Below are 18186 nucleotides of genomic sequence, written 5' to 3'. Positions count from 1 at the left end.
CTCCATGCTCGGCACGGCCACCGTGCCGAGGCGGGCGGCGTGGTTGCGGGCTAGGAGCGGTACGTCTCCATGTGGTGCCGGCCCCGCACCGACTTCATCGCCTGGCTCCAGGCCACCAGCTGATCCAGCATCGTGGCCAGGGGCTGCTCGTGGTGGGCGGCCGGTTTGAAGATCGAGAAGTTCTCGAAGTCGGTGAACAGCGACAGCGACACCTGGCTGCGCACGGTCGCCATCTGCAGCTCGGCGGCGACCAGGCGCAGCTGCTCGACCGCGCGGGTGCCCCCGGCGCTGCCGTAGCCGACAAAGCCGGCCGCCTTGTTGTTCCACTCGGCGTACAGGAAGTCCATGGCGTTCTTCAGCGCCCCGGACGGACCGTGGTTGTACTCGGGCGTGACGAAGACGTACCCGTCGAACTCGGCGATCTTGGCCGCCCAGCGCTGGGTGTGCTCCTTGCTGTACTGGCCCATCGACGGCGGCACCGGCTCATCCAGCAGCGGCAGGCCGTAGTCGGCGATGTCGACCGGCTCGAAGTCGGCATCGGTGCGCTTGGCGGCGAAGCCGTACACCCACTCGGCCACCGCCTGCCCGATGCGACCGGGCCGGGTGCTGCCCAGAACGATTCCGATCTTGCCCATGTCGTGCTCCGTCTCCGTGAAGATCGTCGTTGTGACAGTCCGGAGGGCTTACCGCACTTGCTACCCTGAGTAGCGATATGCACACTTAAGGTCGCCGTTCCAGGATGATCTTCCAGGGCCTCGGACTCCCGTCACCGCCGCCGGCGGCAGACCCCGTCCCGGCGCGCGGCCGCCGCGGGGTCCTCGGCCGGGAAGCACCGACGGACATCACATCAGGTAGCGCTCCACAGTGGCGACCTTGGCGTCCAGCCGGCCGCCCCCGCCTTCCCTGATGTCAGCCTTGAGGACGAGACTGACCCGTCCGCATCGGGCCTCGACCGCCGCGACCGCGCCCTTGATCACGTCCATGACCTGGTTCCAGTCCTCTCCCTCGATCATGGTGAACATGGCGTCGGTGCGGTTCGGCAGGCCGGAGGCACGGACCACCCGCACGGCCTCGGCGACGAACTCGCCGACATCCTCCCCCGCACCGATCGGGGTCACGCTGAACGCTACGAGCACCGACATGTCTCTTCCCTCTCTGGGGTCTTCTCGGCCGGCCCCTACGGTACGGCCGGGGCGTCTCCGGGAGATACTCCTATCCGCCGCAGGGCCGGGGAAGGCCGGGCCGCCTTCCGGCGGGCTCCGACCGGCCCCGGAGCGCCCCCAGGCGATCGTGACCTCGCCGGCGGACCCGGTTGCCGTACCACCGGTCATCCCGGCCCTACGGGCCCGCATTAGGTCCCGTTGCGGGCATCTCTTACCGGGAGACTGTTTGCTCTCGACCATCGGCGACGTACGTTTTGCTGACACAGCCGTCACTGGAACGGTCCGACGGAAGGTCGACGCCGATGTCGATGTCGATGGAGCCCTACCAGTTCTTCACTGACGCCCCCACCGCAACCGACCGTGACACGGTCATGAAGTGGTTCCGCCGGCGGAAGGTCCAAGTCGCCGCTCTCGACGACAACTACACCCCGAAGTCAGGCTTCGACCGGGACGCGATGAGCGCCCTGCGGAACAAGCTGAACAGCTGCGAGAACGGGATCGCCACGGATCGGCTGACCCCCGCCGACGCGGTCACCGGCTTCCAGAAGTGGCTGGCCGACGGCTCCGACCACGGCGCCTGGGACGCCTACGTCGCGGACCAGACCGCGAAAGACACGACCGAGCGCAAGCGTCAGGAGGAAGCGGCCGCGCTGAAGAGGGTCAGCGATGCCAAGGAGGCGGCCAGACGCACCGCCATGAACATCTGCGGCCGCCACAGCGGCGGCCTGCTCAGCAACCGGCCGGGCGACAACCCGGTAGGCCGGGTGGTCTGCGGTCTGGCCGTGATCGGCTCCCCTGGCGTGACGTTCGAGGGCTACAGCGGCCAGGACATGCACCAGCACCCGACCTCCGACCTCATCAGGCAGCTGGTCCGCGGCATCACCCAGTCGGAGAAGTGGCCGCCGGAGGCGTGCGCCGAGGTGGACGCTCTCAAGCGCTGGCTGAACAGCCCCGGCGTGAACGTCGCCTCGATCGAGCAGATCCCCAGGGACACGCTCGTCTTCCACGCCCGGGTATGGCACCCCGGGGGCAGGTGGGGCGGCAAGCAGACCAGCCCCGGCTGGCAGGACCGCGGCGCCTGCGTCTACTGCCAGAACTGGATAGGCCGCATCGGCGCCATCAGTGCCTGACCCCGGGCCGCGGGGGCGTCCCGTCCGACGCCCCCGCGGCCGGGTGTTCACACGCCGGTGACGGGGTTGCCCGTCCGCAGACGGCGAGGTGTCGCCGGAACCGGGCGGCGAGGTTCAGCCGGCCGGAGCCAGTTCGAGGTCGGCGAGCGCGGCGTAGTGCATGAACTTGAACGGGTTGAGCGTCTGGTTCTGCGCGACCAGCGAGTCCAGCAGCCGTCGCCTCAGGCTGACGAGTCCGGGAGCGCCGGCGTGGCTGAGCAGTCCCAGGTCGACGAGATGCAGCGCCAGTGCCTGCTCGCCCCGCCTCGCCAGCTCGAGACCCGCCGTACTGAAGGCCGCAGCGTTTCCGCCGCCGAGAAGGTCCAGCGCCGCCGCCAGTTCCGCAGGCGCGAAGTGCTCGATGCCCTCGCCCCGCCGGTGCCAGTATCCGGTCCGCTGGCGGTGCGGGCGCTGGATGAAGTTGTCGCGGGTGACCAGGTAGGGCATGACCGCGGCAGGATGCTCCCTGAGGACGTCCGGCAGGTGGTTGAGCTGCAGGATCTCGACGAGGGTCAGTCCGTCCGCGATCCCGGCCGCGACGAATCGTTCCAGGTCGCGCAGTGCCGCGAGCAGTCCGGGGAAGGCCTCGATCGTGTAGTTCTCGGTCAGTGCGGTGTGCCCGTGGACGAGCTGCCGCGGCCGAAGGTCCATGACCGTCTGCATGGCCTCGAACAGGCCTTCCGCGGATCCTTCCGCCTCCAGGTCCGCGACCACCGTCTCCGCGCGGCCTGCGCACTCGGGCAGGCCCGCCAGCGAGGTCCCGCGGAAGTAGTGGGGCAGCCCGAGATCGAGTGAGGTCCCGGCGTCGAGTCTGGCGATCGCCTCCTCGGTCCCGCCCTCCAGGCGGGACTGGAAGGCACCGGTGAGCGCCAGGAGGAGCCCGTCACCCGGCGTCCGGGCCGAGAGGGCCGAGAAGAACTCGAACCCCTCCCTGTCGAGTCCGGCGCTCATGAACTGGTTCGCCAGCACGATCCTGGTGCGGCGGTCGGCTCCGGGCCAGGTCGCCACCTGGGAGAGGGCCGCGATCTCCAGGTTCATCTGCCTTCTCCGTTCGAAGAGGTGGCCTGTCGGCCGTTCGCCGCTTCGGGCGCTTCCTGGTGGGGGCGGGGGGCGGGCCGCCGGGGGCGGATCAGCACGAGGGCGAGCGCCGCGGCGGCCGACGAAGCGATCATGAACCAGCGGGTGTCGTCGTGGGCGCTCATCGCAGTGGCCGCGGTGGGCGTACCGAGGACGGCGACGAAGGCGGCGACCCCGAGGGCCGAACCGATCTGGCGGAACATGGTCTGCGCGCCGATCCCCGTGGCCAGCTTCTGCGGCGCCAGGGTGGCGGTCGCAGCGATCGTGAACGCGGGCAGTGCGAGGCCCACTCCGCCGCCGCCGACGAGCATGGCCGGGAAGAAGCGGGACCAATAGGCGGGCTCCAGCCCGACGAGCGCGACGAACATCCCCGATCCGGTCCCGAACAGCAGGGCCCCCGCACCGCCGACGAGTCCCGGGCCGATGCGCTGCGCGAGTCTTCCGGCGAACGGCGCGACCGCCACAGCCGCGATGGGTCCGGGGGTCAGGGCCATCCCCGCCTGCACGATCGAGTAGTGCCAGGTCCCGGTGAGGAACAGCACGTTGGCGAGCAGCATCGCCGAGAACGCGACGTGGAACAGGGCGGCCGACAAACCGGCCAGGGCGAACGCCGGGACCCGCACGATGGCCGGTTCCAGGACCGGGGCGCGGTGCCGCCGGGCGCGCGCGGCGAACCCGGCCGTGAGCACGGCGGTCCGGCGAAGCAGCCGATCACTCGCCCGTCCCAGTTCCACGCGTGGCCCTGGACCAGGCCGAACCCGGCCCCCGTCCTCGATCCAGGTCCGCGCCGGAGACCAGACCGTGGTGCTCGACGTCGCCGGTGGACGGATCTCGCTCCGCCTGGCTTCCGATCCGAACGCCGACGCGACCATCACCGGTCCGCCGCCGCGCGTCCTCACCCTGTTCAGCGGCAACCTCGACCTCACCGAAGCGGAAGAGCACGGCATCCAGATCACCGGGTCGTGGGAGGCCGTCCGGCGCGTCCTGCCCCGCAGCGGAGACGCCTCCGGCGGGCGCTCCTCTCCGGCCGCCGGAGAGCGGACGCCGTAGGGGCACCGCGCCCGTCCGCGGCGGCCGGAGAGGAGCGCCCGTGACAACCCCACCCGCCCCGCGGGCGTCCTGCACATCAAAAGGGCCCATATCGGGTCCGGGAAGGTGGTTGGCGATGATCCGGCATCTGCTCTCGCTCGTACGGCCCGCGCCCCGTCACCGGCCCTCCTCTCCCGCGGCCCGGCACACCCGGGTCCCGGAGCCGAGGCCGCAGCCGGTGCGCCTGTCCGTGGTTCCCATGCCCGGCGAGCCCGCCGCCTGCGCGGAGACCGCCATCTCCCGCAAGGAGGAGCTCGCGCTGCTGCGCGTCGAGATCCTCTACGGCATCTCCATCGACCGCCGGGCCTACCTGCAGCAGAAGGCTCAGGAGGCCGAGGTCCTGCGGCGGCTGCGCGAGCGGGGCGCCCTCGCCCCTTCGGCGATGGCCGCCGAGCTGGAGAACGCCCTGGAACGGGCGCGCGCCGAGTGCAGCCCGCGCCAGTACACGGCCCTGCAGGCGGAGGCCGCGCCGGTGCTGGCCCGGCTGCTGGGCAGGCGTCATCTCCGCGTCATCACGACCCGGTGAGGGCCGGGGTCCTGCCCGCCCGCTAGCGGCGGACCCGGTAGAGCAGGTGCAGCACCCTGTCGCCCTGGATCACCGTGTGCGGGTCTTCGAGCAGGTGCCGGGCATCGACCGATCCGAAGTACCGCTTGCCCGAGCCGAAGACCACCGGCACCACGTCCATCGCCACCTCGTCCACCAGGCCGAGGGCGAACGCCTGCCCGCCGACGTCACCCGCCGCCACGGCGACGACCCGCTCCCCCGCGAGCTCCCTGGCCTTCGCGATCGCCTGCGCCACGTCGCCGACGAAGTGGTACGACGCCTCGGGGTGCCACCCGTCGGGCTTGGGCCGGTGCGACACCACGACCACGTGCTCGCCCGCCGGCGGCGACCCCTCCCAGCCGTTGGTGATGTCGAACAGATGGCGCCCGATCACCATCGACCCGATGCGCGCCCACATCGGACGGACGTATTCGGCCGAGACCCGCGAGACCTTCAGCCCGCTGCCTTCGGCCAGCTCGTGGTCCCCGTTGGAGTACCACTCGAACAGCGGTCCGACCTGATCGTCCGCGTCGGCGATGAAGCCGTCCACGGAGACGACGTTGTGCATCACCACGGTGCTCATCACATCTCCTCGGTCTCCGGGGGCTCCTGGCGGCCCTTGCCCGCATGGAGACAGCACACCACCGAAACCCGTCACCGCGCCACCGGACCGCTCCGGCGCCGCCGGAGTACATCGCCTTCGGCGGCGGCGCCATCGAGACCGGCGACTCCTACCGCCTCCCCCGCACGCCGGGCCCGGTCCCAGCCGGCGTCAGGTGCTCGTGAGGACGACGAGCCGCTGGGTCGCCCGGGTCATCGCGACGTAGCGGTCGACCGCTCCTTCGACGCCCTCGCCGAACGCCTCCGGATCGACGAGGACGACCAGGTCGAATTCGAGGCCCTTGGCCAGCTCCGGGGTCAGCGACCGGACGCGGGACGTCGCCCGGAACGTGGGATCGCCGATGACGCAGGCGATCCCGTCGGCGTGCTCGGCGAGCCAGGCGTCGAGGACCGAGCCCAGCTCCGAAACGGATCCGTGGACGACGGGGACGCCGCTGCTGCGGATGGAGACCGGCACGTTGGCGTCCGGGAGCGCGGCCCGGATGACCGGCTCGGCCTCCGCCATGACCTCCTCCGGCGTCCGGTAGTTGATGCTCAGGGCGGCCAGGTCGATCCGGTCGAGCCCGATCCGCTTGAGCCGCTCCTGCCAGGACTCGGTGAACCCGTGCCTGGCCTGGGCGCGGTCCCCGACGATGGTGAAGCTCCGGGACGGGCAGCGCAGCAGCAGCATCTGCCACTGCGCGTCGGTCAGTTCCTGGGCCTCGTCCACGACGATGTGCGCGAACGGGCCGGCGAGCAGGTCCGGGTCGGCGGCGGACAGCCCGGCCTCGTCGACCAGGGTGCTGCGCATGTCCTCACCGCGGAGCATCGACATCACGAGCATCTCGGAGTCGTCGGCCTCGATCAGGTCGTCGACGACCCGCGCCATGCGCTCGCGCTGGGCGGCGATGGCGGACTCGTTGCGCCGCCTGCGCCGTGCGGCCTCCGGGTCGCCGAGCCGCTGCCGTGCCGCGTCCAGGAGCGGCAGGTCGGACACCGTCCAGGCCTGGGCGTCCTTGCGCTGCAGCTTCCCGACGTCGTCGGAGCTGAGCCAGGGCGCGCACAACCGCAGGTAGGCGGGGACCGTCCACAGGTCTCCCACGAGGTCGGCCGCTTCGATCAGCGGCCACGCGCGGTTGAAGGCCGTGGTCAGCTCCCTGTCCTGCAGCAGTGACCTGCGCAGCAGGTCGGGCGAGACCTCCTCGTCGTGCTTGTCCTTCAGGATCGTGACCAGTTCCTCCCAGATCTGCTCGCGTGCCTCGTTGTGCGGGGTGCCGGGTTCCGGCGCCGCGAACGCCTCGGCCCAGTCCTCGGCGCTCAGCCAGACGTCGGACCAGTGGGTCGTGACCGTCATCCCCTTGGCGGGCGGGTTCTCGTAGAACCTGACGGCCGGCTCGATCGCCTTCACCAGGTCCGCGGACGACTTCAGGAGGGCCACGTCCGGGTCGGTCTCGACCGCCGCCTCGGCGCCCTCGGCAACGAGGTCCCGCAGGGTGCAGGTCTGCACACCCTCCTCCCCGAGGCTGGGCAGGACGTCGGAGACGTAGGCCAGGTAGGGCTGGTGCGGGCCGACGAACAGCACACCGCCCCGGTGGTGGCCGAGACGGGGGTCGGAGTAGAGGAGGTAGGCGGACCGGTGCAGGGCGACGACCGTCTTACCCGTGCCCGGGCCGCCGTCGACGACGAGCGCCCCGCGGGATCCCGCGCGGATGATGGCGTCCTGGTCGGCCTGGATGGTGCCGAGCACGTCCCGCATCCGGCCCGACCGGTTGCCGCCCAGGCTGGCGATGAAGGCGGACTGGTCGTCGAGCGCGGCGTGCCCTTCGAACCCGTCCGAGGTGAACACCTCCTCCCAGTAGTCGCTGATCCGGCCGCGGGTCCAGCGGTACCTGCGGCGGCTCGCCAGGCCCATCGGGTCGGCGTGGGTCGCTCCGAAGAACGGCTCGGCCGCGGGGGAGCGCCAGTCGAGCAGCAGCCGGCGGCCCGCGCCGTCGGTGAGGCCGAGCCGTCCGATGTAGACGGGCTCGGGATCGTCCGCGCCGACGATGCGCCCCAGGCACAGGTCCAGGCCGAAGCGGCGCAGCGCGCGCAGGCGGGCGCTCAGCCGGTGGATCTCCAGGTCCCGGTCCAGCGCCGCCCGGCCCTGGCCGCCGGGCGCCCGGCGCTCGGCGTCGAGGCGGCCGGACAGCTCGGCGATCGACTGCTCGAGGCACTCCGCGATGGCCGCGAAGTGCCGCTCGTCGCCGGCGATCAGCGCCGGGTCGGCCTTGGGGGCGAGGTGGCCGGGAAGGTCGAACGCGCTGGTGGTCAAAGTCATCGGCTCCGATCTGAGGTGGACGAGGCCGCTTTCCCCGCGCCGCCCATGCGTCGACGACGGCACACGCACTGCGCGACCCCCGTATCCGCAGGTTCTGGCCTCGGCCGACGATTCTGCGGCATGACCCGGGTCTTGCCGCAAGCCCCCCGGTGCGCTATACGTTGAGAGTGGAGAGGAGTGGATGCCCTCCTCTCCTTGCCTCGCCCGCCACGGACGGTGTCCGCCATCGACGGTGTCCGCCATCGACGCGGTTCCCTTCACCGGTAGGGCCCGCCCGGGCCGATCTCCCGCGGGCGGGCGGACGCGGAGCGCGAGTCCTCCCCCCTTCATACGGGCCCTCTTGATACGGGGCCTTCTTCGTACGGGGCCGCGCCGGCGGCCGCCACCGGGTCATCCCGGCGCACGGTGCCGGGCCGGGTGACCCGCATGATCACCCCGAACTTGTTCTCGTGCTCCTGGATGAGCCACTTCTGCAGTGCGGGCCAGCGCTCCCGGCCGTCGGGGTCCCAGCTGGGCACGGCGCACCTGATGCACGGCCCGGCCTCCTCGCCGGTCACCGCCAGCTCCACCTCTCCCGCCGAGAGCACGGTGCCGGCCGCCCACCCCTCCTCGGCGAAGGCCGGGGCGTCGAGGTCGAGGTGCAGGTTGGGCCGGAACCTGCGCAGGTCCACCGGGCCGCCCAGTTCCTCCTCCAGCGCGGCCCGGGAGGCCTCGGTGGTGACCAGCACGGTCGGTCCCCGGTCCTGCTGGCCGTCGGCGGCGTGCAGGCGCAGCGGGACGCCCAGCGACTCCGCCAGCGCGGCGGCGAGCCCGGGGTCGTCCCACTTCCAGGCGGTCCCGTCCGGCGCGGTCAGCGTCGGCGTGCTCGCATCGTCGTAGCCGCCGTCGTAGCCGCTGCGCCAGTGCAGCATCTCGGCGCGCTGCCGTACGGTCAGGCGCTTGCCCCCGTGGTTCTCCCGTTCGTCGATCAGCGCGTAGGCCCGGTCCCCGGCCATGCCCCGCCCGTCGAGGCGCGCCTGCTCCACCTCCTCTCCACGCAGCGACTTCACCGGCCACCGCAGCACCTGCCGGACACTCCCCTGGTATGTCGTCATGGCCCAAAAATAGCGATCCGCCGTTCCAGCCGTCAGGGTCCGGCCGTTCCGGAGCCCGCAGCCGCGATCATTGACGCATGAAGGTACGCATGCCCCGCACCGCCGCCGAGGCCGAGGCGATCCAGGACGGGCTCCGGCCGCTGCTGGACCTGACCGGTCCCGGCCCGCTCCGGCCCGCCACCGTCGCTGGGGTGGACGTGGCCTACGACGGCGACCGGCTCGCGGCGGCGGTGGCCGTGCTCGACGGGACCACGCTGGAGGTCGTCGAGGAGGTGACCGTCACCGGCCGGACGGCGTTCGAGTACGTCCCGGGGCTGCTCGCCTTCCGCGAGCTCCCGGCCCTGCTGGAGGCCCTGGAGCGGCTGACCGTCACCCCGGAGCTGGTCGTCTGCGACGGGTACGGCCTGGCCCACCCGCGCCGTTTCGGTCTGGCCTGCCACCTGGGCGTGCTCACCGGCCTGCCCTCGATCGGCGTGGGCAAGACCGCGTTCGTCGGAACCCACCGCGACCCGGCGCCGGAACGGGGCTCCTGGACGGAGCTGACCCTGGACGGCGAGGTCGTCGGCCGGGTCCTGCGCACCCGCGACGGCGTCAAACCGGTCTTCGTCTCCGTCGGCCACCGCACGGACCTGGAGACGGCCTGCCGCAACGTGCTCGCCCTGGCCCCCGCCTACCGGCTGCCGGAGACCACCCGCGTCGCCGACCGCCTCTCGCGCGCCGCGCTCGGCGAACCCACCCGGACCACTCGGTAGAGTCACACGGGTCATGAGAGAACACACGATCACCGCCCTCTGGGAGGAGATCCCCGATGACGCCGACGACCTCGTCCTGGTCCGCGGCGGTTTCCGGGTCTACCTCTGCCTGTGCGGGACGCGGCTGCGGGATCGGCCGGCGGCCGAGCTGCACGCCATGGAGACCGGCCAGTGCACCACGTGCCTGGGTTCCAGGACCGAGGACATACTGCCCGGCTACAGCCAGGACTGCACGTCCTGCGCGGGGACCGGCCGGCGCAGGACGCAGCTGCAGTGGCAGCTGGCCCACGCCGAGGCCGAGACGGTGATCGGAGTCGAGGCCGTCCGCGCGGTGATCGACCCGCTGACCGGGCCGTTCCGGCTCTCCGAGGTCGCCGACGCCGTGCGTGACGCGCTCGGCCTGCCGGTCGGCCGGCTGCCCGTCGGGCCCCGTGTCCGCGACATCCTGCGCGGCCTGGAGGCCGCGGGTGAGCTGGTCATGGTCTCCGCCCCGGACGAGCTGCTCCGCGGCACCTCCGTGGTGCTCTACCGCGACCCCTCCTGGGAGCACGTCCCCCGGTGAGCGGTCCCGGGAGAGGACGGCTCAGCGCTCCCGGAGCACCTCGGCGACCGGGCGCCGGACGCTCACGCCCTCGTCGAAGGAGAAGCCCAGCCTCATGACCATCTGCGGATACTCGCCCGAGCAGAGTTCCTGGCGCAGGAACTCCCGCAGGTGGAACATCTCCAGCGCCTGGGTGTGGAACGCCGCGTCGACCCCGTGGGCGGAGGCGTGCAGCAGGACACGCTGCACCGCCTGGCCCGCCGCGACCCAGTCCTCGCGGGAGTCGCCCCGCGTGGTCAGCAGCGTCACCACCCCGGTGGAGGTGGACACGGACTGGTCGTTGCCGTTGCCCCACGGGCGGCCGCGGGCGTAGTCTCGCTGGGCGAAGTGCGGGCTGGTGCGCGCGGGGTCGCGGGGATAGCCCTCCGCGGGGACGCCGTCGGTGCGCGGGCTGCCCGGCGGGAGCGCCCAGCGGATCCCCTCCAGGGTGAACGCGCGGTCCCGGGATTGCACGTCCTGGGCGGCCCCGGTGAGCGCCGCGATCACCCGGACGGCCGCCGGCGACCGGACCGGTGTCAGCTTCGCCCCCTCCGCGTCCGCCTGGAGGCAGAGCGCCTCGACGAGCCGGTCCGGCACGGGCAGCTCGGTGAATCCCGCCCGGTGGGTGCGGCGGCGCCCGATCTCGGCGCGCATCATCCGGGTGTGCCCGTCGGGCTCGGCCCTCTCCTCCAGCCGGACCGTCGCCACCAGGGACGGGCGGTCGGGGTCGGGCAGCACCCGGGTCAGCGGCTCGTAGCCGAGCCCGCGCAGCGTGAGCCGTACGGTGAACAGGGCCGCGCCGCAGCTGATCAGGAGCTCCCGGCCCGCGGGGTCGGCGACCGCGAGTTTCCTGCCGGAGTCGGCGCGCAGGGCGATCTCACCGTCCTCCACGGTGAAGGTCCACGGCTGGGTGTTGTGCACCGACGGCGCCCGCACGGCGGCCTCCACCGCCGCGCGGAGCGCGAAGCCGGTCTCCTCGCCGGTACGTGTTCCGAATCCCTTGCTCTTCATGGTCGGCCTCCTCTCGTTCAGGTTTCCTCGGCGGGCCGGAGCACGACAGGCGGCGAAGGTCCCCGGGCGCAGGGCCTTACGGCCCGTCCTGCGCGAGCGGAGCGTGCCGCGGGAGACGAAACCGCCCCGTCGTCCACCGGGACCGTCGTCATCCGCTCCGGGGACCTTCGTCCTCTGCGCCGTGCCCCGGTGGATGATGGGATGGCAGGCAGAGCGAGAGCCGGAAGGAGCCGTGCCATGCTGGTGCGCGAAGTCATGACCGAGGAGGTGGTCACGGTCCGCCGTACCGATCCGGTGCGGCAGGCCGTCCGGGTGCTGTACGCGGCCGAGGTCACCGCCGCACCCGTGCTGGACGGGGACGGGCGCCTGGTGGGCGTCGTCAGCGAGATGGACCTGCTGCGCGGGGAGTTCCAGCGCGACCCCCGGGCGAGCGCCCGCGCCGTGCTGGGGCACGGCGAGCCCGTGCCGTTCCTGGTCGAGGAGGTCATGACCGCCGAGGTGGTGACGGTGACCCCGGCCACCGACGCGGTGAAGCTGATCGACCTCATGGTCTGCAGGGGGGTCAAGAGCGTGCCGGTGGTCGAGCACGGCCGCCTGGCGGGCATCGTCAGCCGCCGCGACCTGCTGTCCGTGCTGGCCCGCTCCGACGAGGACCTGCGCGCCGACGTGCTCGCCGCCCTGCGCGAGCACTACCCCGACGGGCCCTCCTGGGAGGTCTCCGTCCGGGACGGCGTGGCGGAGCTGCACGGCCACTGCGGCGAGCACGCCGACCGGATCGCCGACCTGCTGGCCCGGACGGTGCCCGGTGTCGTCCGGGTCAGGCATCCCGCCGGGTAGGGTCCGCCGGGAGCCGCGGTCGCGCGGCGGTCAGATGCCGTCGCGCTCGATCGGGCAGCTCATGCAGCGCGGGCCGCCGCGTCCGCGGCCGAGCTCGCTGCCGCGGATGGTGACGACCTCCACCCCGTTGGCCCGCAGGTGGTTGTTGGTGGTGGTGTTGCGCTCGTAGGCGACGACCACGCCGGGCTCGATCGCCAGCACGTTGCAGCCGTCGTCCCACTGCTCGCGCTCGGCCGCGTAGACGTCCTGGGTCGCGGTCAGCACCCTGATGTCGTCCAGCCCGAGAGACCGGGCGATGGCCTTGTGCATGTCCTCCGGCGCGTGATCGGTGATCTTGAGTTCCTTCTCGTTGTCCCCGGGCTCGATCGTGTAGGACGGCAGCATGCCCAGCCCGGCGAACTTGGTGAAGACGTCCACGTCGACCTGCGTCATGACCGTGTCCAGGTGCATGAACGCCCGGGCCTTCGGCAGGTTCAGCGCCACGATCCGCTCGGCCGCCCCCTGGGCGAACAACCGGCAGGCCAGCATCTCCACGGCCTGCGGCCGGGTGCGCTCGCTCATCCCGACCAGTACGGCGCCGCGCCCGATGACCAGCACGTCCCCGCCCTCGATGGTGGCCGGGGCGGCGGCCATGCCGGGCATCCAGACGCGGTAGCCGTCCTCCCCCGGCCGGTCGTAGCCGGCGGCGAACATCGGGTGGTAGCGGTAGACGGCCTCGTAGTTGACCGTCTCGCGCCGGCGGGCCTTCTTGCGCATCGCGTTGATCGAGACGCCGTCGTAGATCCAGCAGGAGGTGTCGCGGGTGAACAGGTGGTTGGGCAGCGGCGGCAGCACGAAGCCGTCGGCCCCCATCGCGTGGAAGACGACGCTCTCGGGCTCGCAGCCCAGGTCCATGATCTCCCGCTTGGTGATGCCGCCGGTCAGGAAGCGCGCCAGCGTCGCGGCGTCCAGGCCGTCCAGGGTGTTGCGGACGGCGTCGGTGGCCATCGGCCCGAACCAGCGCTCGTCGACGCTGCCGTCGAGGACGTGCTTGCGCGCCTCGGGGATGTCGACCGTGGTCCGGATCAGGTCCGAGAGCATGTGGACCGTGACGCCGCGGTCGCGCAGGACCTGCTGCCACTCCTCGTGCTCCTCCACCGCGCGCTGCACCCACAGCACGTCGTCGAAGAGGAACTCGTCCTTGTTGGAGGGGGTCAGCCGCTTCAGCGACAGCTCGGGCTTGTGCAGGATGACCTGGTGGAGCCTGCCCACCTCGGAGTCGACGTGGAACCTCATCGGAGTCCTCCAATGCTTCGCCTGACTTCCCTCGGCCCGTACTCACCGCACGGGGCCTTGGCCCGGATGCGGACGGGGCGCCCCCGGAAACGATCACAGCCGCAACGGTCACCTCCCCTCCCCCACCGGTCCTAACCCCGCCCCTCCCGGGAGCCCGGAGGCCCCGCTCCACCGGAGCGCGGAAAATTGGGCCTTATCGGAAAGAATCTTTACTATTAGCCTCTCGGTGTGGATCTAGAAGTTCGTCATCTACGAGCGATATGCGCCATCGCCGAGGCCGGCAGCATCTCCCGGGCGGCGGTCGCCCTCAAGATGTCCCAGCCCGCCCTCGCCGCGCAGCTGCGCCGCATCGAGCGAATGTTCGGCGGGCCGCTGTTCGAGCGCGGGCGCGAGGGCGCCAGACCGACCCAGCTCGGCTCCTGGGTGCTGATCCGGGCCCGTTCCCTGCTGCCCGCCTTCGACGAGCTGCGGCGCGACGGAATGCGCTACGCCGGGCAGGCCGCCGAGCGGCCCAGGATCCGGGTCGGCTGCATGTCGAGCCATCTGGCGATCACCGTCATCACGTGCCTGAGCGAGCTGTTCGCCGAGGCCGACATCGTCGCGCGCACCGAGGAGGCCATGGACCTGCTGCCCGGGCTCCTGGAGGCCGAACGGCTGGAGCTCGCCACCCTCGGCGACTACCCCGGCCACGAGCTCTCCCCGCCGCCGGGCGTCTCCTACGCGGGCATCGCCGACGAGCCGATCTTCGTCGGGCTGGCCGCCTCCCACCCCCTCGCCGGGCGGGAGGAGATCGAGCTGGCGGACCTCGCCGGCGAGGACTGGGGCATGCACGCGCTGGCCGAGGCGGGCCACCGCGAGCACTTCTGGACGGCCTGCGCCCGGCACGGGTTCGAACCCCGGGTCGCCTACTCCGCCGACCTCAGCCTCGCCCTCGACCTGATCTCCTCGGGCCGGTGCGTGGGCATGTTCCAGGCGACCAGCAAGGGCTACGCGGGGATCGCCATCCGCCCGCTCGCCGGGACCCCGCTGCGCTTCCGGCACCTGCTCGGCTGGACCACGCAGGGCCCGGTGGCCCGCCACGCCCCCGCCCTGGTCGAGGCGGTCACCGCCGCCTACTGGGCCGAGGTACGGCAGGCGCCCGTCTACGCCGCCTGGCTGGACCGGCACGGCCCCCTGCGCACGCAGGCGTGACCCGCACGGCGGCCCCACATATCGCGGCGTTATGGAATTTCGTGGGGTACTCGGCCGGGCACCCCCGATGTCAGCTTTGGTCCAGCCCGAACCGTCGGGGGAACGCCCGGCCGGGCACTGCCGTCGCGCAGTGCGGCGCGCCCGTCCGGGCTCCCCAGGGCTCCTTGCATCCCTCAACCCCCCAAGGGACATCGAGAGGAGTCACCCCGAGTGAACCCCAAGGCCAGGCTGGGCACGATCGCCGTACTGGCGGCCGTCGCCCTGACCACCACCTCGGTCGCGGGCGCCACAAGCGCCACCGCGACCCCGGCCGGCGCCGGTGCCTCGTTCACCGACCCGCCGTCCTTCGCACCCCCGGGCCAGGAAGAACGCAAGCGCGCCCTCGCCACCGCCGAGAGCACGCTGGTCGTCGAGGCCGGAGAGCTCGCCAAGGGCGAGGACGACGTCTTCTCCCTGGAGAAGACGACCTCGGTCGGCGGCATGCAGTTCCTCACCTACTCCCGCACCTACCAGGGAGTGCCCGTCTACGGCGGCGACGTGGTCGTCGCCACCGACAAGGCGGGCCTCACCGTCGCCGGAGTCGACACCGCCCAGACCGCCGAGCTGAAGCTCGACACCAGGACCACGGTCACCGCGGACCGGGCCGCCCGCAAGGCCCGCTCCCTGCTCGCCGCGGTGGAGAGCGTGACCACGCCCACGCTGGTCGTGCACGCCCTCGGCGACACGCCCCGGATGGCCTGGGAGCTGGTCGTCACCGGCCAGAGCAAGAAGGGCGCCCCGAGCACCCTGCACGTCTACGTCGACGCCCTCAACGCCTCGGTGCTGAGCTCCTGGGACGCGGTCCGCTACGGGACCGGCCACGGCCACTACAACGGCCCCGGGCTGAACATCACGACGTCGGGCTCCTACACGATGCGGGACAACACCCGCTCCGGCCTGGCGTGCGGCGGCCAGAACGGGCAGCCCTACACCAAGTCCACCGACTCCTGGGGCAACGGCCAGGGCACCAACCTGGAGACCGCCTGCGTCGACGCCCTCTGGGCGGCGCAGAAGGAATGGGACATGCTCCAGGAGTGGTTCGGCTACCGGGGCTTCACCGGTGAGGGCGGCGGCTTCCCGGCCCGCGTCGGCCTCAACGACGTCAACGCCTTCTGGAACGGTTCCTACACCAACTTCGGGCACAACAGCGCCAACAACCGGCAGGCCACCCCGATGGACGTGGTCGGCCACGAGTACGGCCACGCGATCTTCCAGTTCGCCGGCTCCGGCGGCGCGGGCGGCGGCAACGAGTCGGGCGGCCTGAACGAGTCGACCGGCGACATCTTCGGCGCCCTGCTGGAGCACTACGCCAACAACCCGAACGACCCGCCGGACTACCTGGTCGGCGAGGAGGTCGACCTCGTCGGGCAGGGCCCGATCCGCAACATGTACAACCCGGGCGCGCTCGGCGACCCCAACTGCTACAGCTCCTCGATCCCCAACACCGAGGTGCACGCCGCGGCCGGCCCGCAGAACCACTGGTTCTACCTGCTGGCCGAGGGCACCAACCCGCCCGGCAAGCCGTCCAGCACCGTCTGCGCCGGCCCGTCGACACTGACCGGCATCGGCATCCAGAACGCCGGACGGATCTACCTCGCCGGCCTGAACATGAAGACCAGCGGCAACCGGACCCACGCCCAGTCGCGCGCCCAGACGCTGGCCGCCGCCAGGACGCTGGACCCGACCTGCGCCCAGTTCGAGGCGGTCAAGGCCGCCTGGAACGCGGTGCGCGTGCCCGCGGGCTCGAACGAGACCTGCACCCCGACGGGCGAGAACAACGACTACTCGGCCTCGATCAACCCGACCTCCGCGACCGTGGAGCCGGGCCAGTCCGCCACCGCCACCATCAGCACCGCGGTGACCAGCGGGAACGCTCAGTCCATCACGCTGCGGACCGGCACCCTGCCGGCGGGCGTGACCGCCTCCTTCAGCCCCGCGACGATCAACTCGGGACAGACCTCCCGGCTGACCCTGACCGTCTCGTCCGGCGCCCAGGAAGGCACCCACCCCGTCACGGTCACCCTCGACGGCGCGGACGCCGACAAGCAGCTCGGCTTCAACCTGACCGTCGGCGATGACGGCGGGCCGGGCACCGGCGCCCCGGACATCCCGGTCGCCAACATCACCGCGCACCTGAACCAGCTGCAGTCGATCGCCACCTCCAACGGAGGCACCCGGGTCTCCGGCGGCGCGGGCTTCACCGCCTCGCTGAACTACATCAAGGGCAGGCTGGACGCGGCCGGCTTCCAGACCAGGACCCAGCCGTTCACCCTCAACGGCCGGACCCACACCAACCTGATCGCCGACTGGCCGGGCGGCCCGGCCGGGCAGACGGTGATGCTCGGCGCCCACCTGGACAGCGTGCAGTCCGGCCCCGGCATCAACGACAACGGCTCGGGCTCGTCCACCCTGCTGGAGGTCGCGCTCGCCCTCTCCGCCCGGAACCCCGCGCTCACCAAGCACGTTCGTTTCGCCTGGTGGGCCGCGGAGGAGTCGGGCCTGAACGGTTCGACCTACTACGTCCAGAACGGCGGGGCGTCCGGGGTCGAGGCTTACCTCAACTTCGACATGACCGCCTCCCCGAACCCCGGCTACTTCGTCTACGACGACGACCGGACGATCGAGGGCCACTTCAAGGAGTTCTACACCTCGATCAACGTCCCGACCGAGATCGAGGTCGAGGGTGACGGCCGCAGCGACCACGCCCCCTTCAAGAACGCGGGCGTGCGGGTCGGCGGCGTCTTCACCGGCGCCTCGAACACCAAGACCTCCGCCCAGGCGGCCAAGTGGGGCGGGACGGCGGGCCAGCCCTTCGACCGCTGCTACCACTCCGCCTGCGACACCACGGCCAACGTCAACTCCACCGCGCTCGACCGCAACGCCGACGCCGCCGCCCACGTGCTGTGGAAGCTCGCCGTCGGCGGCACCCAGGAGCCGGAGGACGACTACTCGGTCACGGTGACCCCGGCCTCGGCCACGGTCGAGCCCGGCCAGTCCGCGAGCGCGACGCTGAGCACCACCGTCACCTCCGGCGACCCCCAGAGCGTCACGCTGACCGCGAGCGGCGCGCCCACCGGCGCGACCGTGAGCTTCAGTCCGGCGACGATCACCTCCGGCCAGTCCTCCGCGGTGACGGTCACCACCTCGGCGGGCACCCCTGCCGGGACCTACCCGATCACCCTGCGCGCGGACGGCGCCGCCGCCGACCGGTCGGCCTCCTTCACCCTCACCGTCGGCGGCGGTCAGGGCGGGACCGACTGGAAGGAGTGGACGCCGTACGCGGTGGGCGACACGGTGACCTACGCCGGAGTCCGCTACCGGTGCCTGCAGGCCCACACCTCGCTGCCCGGCTGGGAGCCGCCGAACGTCCCGGCGCTCTGGCAGCGGATCTGATCCGGGCCTGACCCGCCCGGGACCTCCTTCCCCGGGCGGGTCCGGCCGGCGAGCC

General features: G+C 72.1%; 17 protein-coding genes. 8 read left to right on the top strand and 9 right to left on the bottom strand.

The genetic code is table 11. From position 1 onward, the window contains the following. Positions 1–50 precede the first annotated feature (50 nt). Both FHS22_RS26880 and FHS22_RS26875 read right to left on the bottom strand, forming a co-directional pair. On the bottom strand, positions 51–635 hold the full coding sequence (locus FHS22_RS26880) for an NADPH-dependent FMN reductase (RefSeq protein ID WP_184946045.1): 585 nt from the start codon (positions 633–635) through the stop codon (positions 51–53). 207 nt (positions 636–842) lie between these two features. Continuing rightward, the gene (locus tag FHS22_RS26875) at positions 843–1142 is read right to left on the bottom strand and encodes an MTH1187 family thiamine-binding protein (RefSeq protein ID WP_221474150.1); all 300 of its coding nucleotides are present in this window, start codon (positions 1140–1142) and stop codon (positions 843–845) included. Between the two features lie 323 nt (positions 1143–1465). Between FHS22_RS26875 and FHS22_RS26870 the strand changes: the two genes are divergently transcribed. Then, complete coding sequence (locus FHS22_RS26870) at positions 1466–2293, top strand: hypothetical protein (RefSeq protein WP_184946043.1); 828 nt, start codon at positions 1466–1468, stop codon at positions 2291–2293. Positions 2294–2407: 114 nt separating this feature from the next. On the opposite strand, the gene FHS22_RS26865 is transcribed toward FHS22_RS26870, so the two are convergent. Beyond that, complete coding sequence (locus FHS22_RS26865) at positions 2408–3370, bottom strand: hypothetical protein (RefSeq protein ID WP_184946041.1); 963 nt, start codon at positions 3368–3370, stop codon at positions 2408–2410. Beyond that, positions 3367–4143: an MFS transporter gene (locus FHS22_RS26860; RefSeq protein WP_184946039.1), complete on the bottom strand. Its 777-nt coding sequence runs from the start codon at positions 4141–4143 to the stop codon at positions 3367–3369. The genes FHS22_RS26865 and FHS22_RS26860 overlap by 4 nt, the downstream gene beginning before the upstream one ends. Here FHS22_RS26860 and FHS22_RS39650 point away from each other — a divergent pair. Both FHS22_RS39650 and FHS22_RS26850 read left to right on the top strand, forming a co-directional pair. Continuing rightward, complete coding sequence (locus tag FHS22_RS39650; protein ID WP_377297078.1) at positions 4034–4459, top strand: SCP2 sterol-binding domain-containing protein; 426 nt, start codon at positions 4034–4036, stop codon at positions 4457–4459. The genes FHS22_RS26860 and FHS22_RS39650 overlap by 110 nt on opposite strands. 115 nt (positions 4460–4574) lie before the next feature. Beyond that, positions 4575–5024 (top strand): hypothetical protein, encoded by a 450-nt coding sequence (locus tag FHS22_RS26850; protein ID WP_184946035.1) that lies wholly within the window; start codon positions 4575–4577, stop codon positions 5022–5024. A 22-nt stretch (positions 5025–5046) separates the two neighbouring features. Here FHS22_RS26850 and FHS22_RS26845 read toward each other — a convergent pair whose 3' ends face one another. From FHS22_RS26845 to FHS22_RS26835, 3 genes are all read right to left on the bottom strand, one after another. Next, complete coding sequence (locus tag FHS22_RS26845) at positions 5047–5625, bottom strand: dihydrofolate reductase family protein (RefSeq protein ID WP_184946034.1); 579 nt, start codon at positions 5623–5625, stop codon at positions 5047–5049. A 189-nt stretch (positions 5626–5814) separates the two neighbouring features. After that, entirely contained in the window at positions 5815–7959 is a 2145-nt protein-coding gene (helR, locus tag FHS22_RS26840) for an RNA polymerase recycling motor ATPase HelR (RefSeq protein WP_184946032.1), read from the bottom strand. Positions 7960–8285: 326 nt separating this feature from the next. Next, positions 8286–9053 (bottom strand): MOSC domain-containing protein, encoded by a 768-nt coding sequence (locus FHS22_RS26835; protein WP_184946030.1) that lies wholly within the window; start codon positions 9051–9053, stop codon positions 8286–8288. Between the two features lie 77 nt (positions 9054–9130). Here FHS22_RS26835 and FHS22_RS26830 point away from each other — a divergent pair, with 77 nt between their 5' ends. Both FHS22_RS26830 and FHS22_RS26825 read left to right on the top strand, forming a co-directional pair. Continuing rightward, on the top strand, positions 9131–9805 hold the full coding sequence (locus tag FHS22_RS26830; protein WP_184946028.1) for an endonuclease V: 675 nt from the start codon (positions 9131–9133) through the stop codon (positions 9803–9805). Positions 9806–9818: 13 nt separating this feature from the next. Further along, positions 9819–10367, top strand: coding sequence for a hypothetical protein (locus FHS22_RS26825; protein WP_184946026.1), 549 nt, complete (start codon positions 9819–9821; stop codon positions 10365–10367). A gap of 21 nt (positions 10368–10388) precedes the next feature. On the opposite strand, the gene FHS22_RS26820 is transcribed toward FHS22_RS26825, so the two are convergent. Then, positions 10389–11396: an Acg family FMN-binding oxidoreductase gene (locus tag FHS22_RS26820; RefSeq protein ID WP_184946024.1), complete on the bottom strand. Its 1008-nt coding sequence runs from the start codon at positions 11394–11396 to the stop codon at positions 10389–10391. A 237-nt stretch (positions 11397–11633) separates the two neighbouring features. Here FHS22_RS26820 and FHS22_RS26815 point away from each other — a divergent pair, with 237 nt between their 5' ends. After that, entirely contained in the window at positions 11634–12233 is a 600-nt protein-coding gene (locus FHS22_RS26815; protein ID WP_184946022.1) for a CBS domain-containing protein, read from the top strand. Positions 12234–12263: 30 nt separating this feature from the next. On the opposite strand, the gene FHS22_RS26810 is transcribed toward FHS22_RS26815, so the two are convergent. Then, positions 12264–13508, bottom strand: a complete 1245-nt coding sequence (locus FHS22_RS26810; RefSeq protein WP_184946020.1) for an arginine deiminase — start codon at positions 13506–13508, stop codon at positions 12264–12266. 228 nt (positions 13509–13736) lie between these two features. Between FHS22_RS26810 and FHS22_RS26805 the strand changes: the two genes are divergently transcribed. Together FHS22_RS26805 and FHS22_RS26800 are read left to right on the top strand one after the other, a co-directional pair. Continuing rightward, positions 13737–14699 carry a LysR substrate-binding domain-containing protein gene (locus FHS22_RS26805; RefSeq protein WP_184946018.1) on the top strand — a complete coding sequence of 321 codons (963 nt, stop codon included), beginning with the start codon at positions 13737–13739 and terminating at the stop codon, positions 14697–14699. 210 nt (positions 14700–14909) lie between these two features. Then, positions 14910–18131, top strand: a complete 3222-nt coding sequence (locus FHS22_RS26800; protein ID WP_184946016.1) for a M28 family peptidase — start codon at positions 14910–14912, stop codon at positions 18129–18131. Positions 18132–18186: the final 55 nt, after the last annotated feature.

The sequence above is a fragment of the Thiemannella venezuelensis genome, assembly GCF_014203605.1.
Classification (GTDB): Bacteria; Actinomycetota; Actinomycetes; order Streptosporangiales; family Streptosporangiaceae; genus Planomonospora_A; species Planomonospora_A venezuelensis.
Note: the sequence above shows the minus strand (reverse complement) of the source record. Positions and strands in the feature narration are given on the sequence as shown.